Source organism: Tessaracoccus bendigoensis DSM 12906, assembly GCF_900141915.1.
Lineage (GTDB): Bacteria > Actinomycetota > Actinomycetes > Propionibacteriales > Propionibacteriaceae > Arachnia > Arachnia bendigoensis.
In genome coordinates this window covers 1-4613 of the sequence record NZ_FQZG01000126.1, presented here as the reverse complement: position 1 = coordinate 4613, position 4613 = coordinate 1, and the positions used below count along the sequence as shown (strand labels likewise).

General features: G+C 65.8%; 3 protein-coding genes. All 3 read left to right on the top strand.

The genetic code is table 11. The features are described from left to right. The first annotated feature begins 216 nt into the window (after window positions 1-216). From BUC15_RS18455 to BUC15_RS18445, 3 genes are read left to right on the top strand one after another with little or no spacing between them, the layout of a single operon-like run. Window positions 217-792 (top strand): TetR/AcrR family transcriptional regulator, encoded by a 576-nt coding sequence (locus BUC15_RS18455; RefSeq protein ID WP_139280365.1) that lies wholly within the window; start codon window positions 217-219, stop codon window positions 790-792. Beyond that, window positions 789-2531, top strand: a complete 1743-nt coding sequence (locus tag BUC15_RS18450; protein ID WP_084189741.1) for an ABC transporter ATP-binding protein — start codon at window positions 789-791, stop codon at window positions 2529-2531. Before BUC15_RS18455 ends, BUC15_RS18450 begins: the two co-directional genes overlap by 4 nt. Then, on the top strand, window positions 2528-4510 hold the full coding sequence (locus tag BUC15_RS18445; protein WP_073191487.1) for an ABC transporter ATP-binding protein: 1983 nt from the start codon (window positions 2528-2530) through the stop codon (window positions 4508-4510). The genes BUC15_RS18450 and BUC15_RS18445 overlap by 4 nt, the downstream gene beginning before the upstream one ends. The last annotated feature ends 103 nt before the right edge of the window (window positions 4511-4613 follow it).

The window sequence follows — 4613 nt, the reverse complement described above, 5'->3', positions numbered from 1 at the left end:
AGCCTCACACACCCAACCCCCAACCCGCCCCAACCCGGCGCAGCTCTCCCGACCCGGCACCAGGATTTGAGCAGGATCCACCACTCAAACCGACGCCGCCCGCATCGTCTGCTGACAACGCCCAAACCCCACCAATGAACCCCAAATCCTGCTCAAACCCGCACCCAGCCCAACCCCTCATTTGGTGAGTGAGTATTCACTCACTAGAATGTCCAAGTGACTCGTGCGACCCCCATGCCTCCCGCGGAACGCAGGAAGGCAATCATCGAAGCCACGCTCCCCCTCATCCAACAGCAGGGCACGAACGTGAGCACCCGCCAGGTGGCCGAGGCCGCCGGCGTCGCCGAGGGCACCATCTTCCGCGTCTTCGACTCCATGCAGGACCTCATCCAAGCCTCCATCCTGGCGGCCTTCTCCCGTGAGGCCCTCGACGAGTTCCTCTCCGGAGTCGACCTCGGCGACACCCTCGAGGAGAAGACCCATGCGACGCTCAGCCTCCTGAAGCACCGCATCGACACCATCCGCTCCCTGATGATGGTCGTCCACCAGGCCGAAGGCAGCCCCGGCATGTGCATCCGTGACGGGCTCTCTACCCGGCGCGACGAACTTGACGCCTGGCTCGTCGAGCGGTTCGCCGTCCACGCCCCCGACCTTCGTGTCCCACCGGAGCAATACGTCTCTTTCCTGAGGCTGCTCGCCACCGGCAACTCGCTGCATCTCGACGCCGGTCTCGACGCCGATGCGGCCGCTTCCCTGGCCCTTCACGGGGCACTTCGAAAGGAACACCATTGATCTCCCGCCTCGTGCGGCTCATAAACCGCTACGTCCGTCCCTACTGGGGCCTGCTGGCGATCGTCATCGTCCTGCAGATCATCGCGACGGCAATGACGCTCTACCTGCCCACCCTCAACGCCCGCATCATCGATGAAGGCGTAGTCACGGGCGACACGGGCTTCATCTGGCGCACCGGCGGCATCATGCTGCTGCTGTCCGCCGTCCAGGGTGGCGCCCAGATCGGCGCCGTCTGGGCAGGCGCCAATGCCGCGATGCAGTTCGGGCGCGACGTCCGTGCCGCCATCTTCGACAAGGCGCTGTCCTTCTCCACCAAGGAGATGAACAAGTTCGGCGCCCCGAGCCTCATCACCCGCAACACCAACGACGTGCAGCAGGTCCAGATGCTGGTCCTCATGACGTGCGTCATGCTGATCTCGGCGCCCATCACCATGGTCGGCGGCGTGTTCATGGCCTTGCGGGAGGACATCGGCCTCTCCTGGATCATCCTGGCCGCCGTCATCGTGCTCGGCGCGGGCATCGGCGTCCTCGTGACGAAGATGGGCCCACTTTTCCAGGTGATGCAGAAGAAGGTCGACACCCTCAACCGCGTGCTCCGCGAACAGATCACCGGCATCCGCGTCGTGCGCGCCTTCGTCCGCGAGCCGCACGAGGCCAAGCGTTTCGACGACGCCAACGCCGACCTGGTCGACACGGCCACCACCGTCGGCCGCCTGATGGCTTTCCTGTTCCCGTTCGTGACGTTCGTCATGAACCTCTCGACGGTGGGCGTGATGTGGTTCGGGGCCCAGCGCATCGACACGGGCGACCTGCAGGTCGGCCAACTCACCGCCTTCATCGCGTACCTCATGCAGATCCTGATCTCGGTGATGATGACGACGATGCTGCTGATGATCGCGCCGCGCGCGGCCGTCAGCGCCGACCGCATCATGGAGGTGCTCGACACCGAGTCCTCCGTTGCGCCGCCGGAGCATCCCCGCCCGTCACCCGAGGCCCGCGGCGTCGTCGAGTTCGACCGCGTCTCATTCTCGTACCCCGGTGCCGAGGCTCCAGTGCTGAAGGACCTCACCTTCAAGCTGACCCCAGGCCGCACGACCGCCATCATCGGCTCGACCGGTTCCGGCAAGACGACCCTGGTCAACCTGATCCCGCGGCTCTTCGACGCTACCGGCGGCTCCGTGAAGATCGACGGCGTCGACGTGCGCGAGTACAACCCGGACGACCTGTGGGCCCGCGTCGGGCTCGTCCCGCAGAAGCCGTACCTGTTCACCGGGACGGTCGCGTCGAACCTGCGCTACGGCAAGCCGGATGCGACGGAGGCCGAGATCTGGCATGCCCTCGAGGTCGCCCAGGCGGCGGACTTCGTCAAGGAGAAGGACGGCCAACTCGAGTCGCCGATCTCGCAGGGCGGTACCAACGTCTCCGGCGGCCAACGTCAGCGGCTCGCGATCGCGCGCGCGCTGGTGAAGGAGCCGAGCGTCTACGTCTTCGACGACTCGTTCTCGGCCCTCGACGTCGCCACCGACGCCCGTCTTCGGGCGGCCCTCGACCCGGAGACGGCGGATGCGTCGGTGCTGGTCATCGCGCAGCGCATCTCCACCATCACCGGCGCAGACGAGATCCTCGTCCTTGAGGACGGCGAGATCGTCGGGCGCGGCACCCATGAACAACTTGTAGCTGACAACGCCACGTATCAGGAGATCGTGGCCTCGCAGCTGAGCGTGGAGGAGGCGGCATGAGCAGGAAAACCACTCCCGTGAAGGCGAACGCACGTCCGAAGTTCGGCCCGCAGAGGGGTGTCGGCCCCGGCGGCGGTCCCCACGGCGGCGGCACCGGGGAGAAGGCTGCGAACTTCGGCGTCTCCCTGAAACGGCTGACGGCGAATCTGCGCCCGCAGCGCGTCGCGCTGATCGTGGCGGTCGCGCTCGGCACGCTTTCGGTCGCACTCAGCGTCGTCGGTCCGAAGATCCTCGGCATGGCCACCGACATGATGCTGGCAGGCATCATGGGTCGCCAGATCGGCACGCAGGTGCCGGCCGGCACCACCAAGCAGCAGGTCATCGACGGCCTCATCGCGCAGGGAAACACCGACCAGGCCGATTTCCTCCGCGGCCTGGACTTCACCCCCGGCGTCGGCATCGACTTCGGCGGCATCGGTCAGGTGCTGCTGTTGGTCCTCGGCCTCTACGTCGTCTCGTTCGCCTTCTCCTACATTCAGGGCTGGGTGCTCAACGGCGCCGTGCAGCGCACCGTCTACCGGATGCGGCAGCAGGTCTCGGCCAAGCTGGACCGTCTTCCGCTGAAGTATTTCGACAAGCAGGCCAGGGGTGAGGTCCTCAGCCGCGTCACCAACGACATCGACAACGTGTCGCAGACGTTGCAGCAGACCTTGTCCCAGTTGGTCAACTCGCTGCTGATGCTAATCGGCGTCCTGATCATGATGTTCTGGATCTCGCCGACGCTGGCGCTGGTGGCGCTGATCACGGTGCCGGTCGCGGTGATCGTGACGACCGTGATCGGCAAGCGCTCCCAGAAGCTGTTCGCGCAGAACTGGAAGTCGACCGGTGAGCTGAACGCGCAGATCGAAGAGGCTTTCACCGGGCATTCGCTGGTGAAGGTATTCGGCCGCCAGCGTGAGGTCGAGGCGGAGTTCGGCAAGCGCAACCAGGAACTCTTCAAGGCTGGCTTCGGCGCCCAGTTCATCTCGGGCATCATCATGCCGGTGATGTTCCTGGTCGGGAACCTGAACTATGTCGTCATCGCCGTCGTCGGTGGCCTGCGGGTCGCCTCGGGCACGATGAACATCGGCGACGTGCAGGCGTTCATCCAGTACTCGAGGCAGTTCACGCAGCCGCTGACGCAGGTGGCGTCGATGGCGAACCTGCTGCAGTCGGGCGTCGCGTCGGCCGAGCGGGTCTTCGAACTGCTCGACGCCGACGAGATGTCGGATGAGCCGGACGGCACCCTCGGCGACGTCAACGGGCGGATCGCGTTCGAGCACGTCGACTTCTCCTACTCCCCCGAGCAGCCGTTGATTCACGACCTGAATCTGACGGCGGAGCCGGGGCAGACCGTCGCGATCGTCGGGCCGACCGGCGCGGGCAAGACGACCCTGGTGAACCTGTTGATGCGGTTCTACGACCTGGACGGCGGAAGGATCACGATCGACGGTACGGACATCGCGTCGGTGGCGCGCGGGGAGGTCCGCTCGAACATCGGCATGGTGTTGCAGGACACGTGGCTCTTCGGTGGCACGATCCGCGAGAACATCGCCTACGGTCGCCCGGATGCGACGGAGGCGGACATCCGCGAGGCGGCGAAGGCCACGTTCGTCGACCGCTTCGTACACTCGTTGCCGGATGGCTACGACACGGTGATCGATGAGGAGGGCTCGAACGTTTCGGCTGGTGAGAAGCAGTTGATCACGATCGCGCGGGCCTTCCTGGCCGACCCGTCGATCCTGATCTTGGATGAGGCGACAAGCTCGGTCGATACGCGCACGGAGTTGTTGGTGCAGAAGGCGATGTCGGCGTTGAGGAGCGGACGGACGTCGTTCGTGATCGCGCACCGGCTCTCGACGATCCGCGACGCGGACCTGATCCTGGTGATGGAGGAGGGCTCGATCGTCGAGCAGGGCAACCATCACGAGTTGTTGGAGCAGCAGGGGGCGTATTACCGGCTGTATCAGTCGCAGTTCGCGGGGGCGATCGAGAGCTGAGAGGGCGTCGGTTGGGGGCGCGCCGGTTGAGCGGGGGCGCCTCGGTTGAGCCGGCCCGAGCGTCGGTTGAGCCGGGCCGTGAGGGACGAACGGCCCGTGAGCG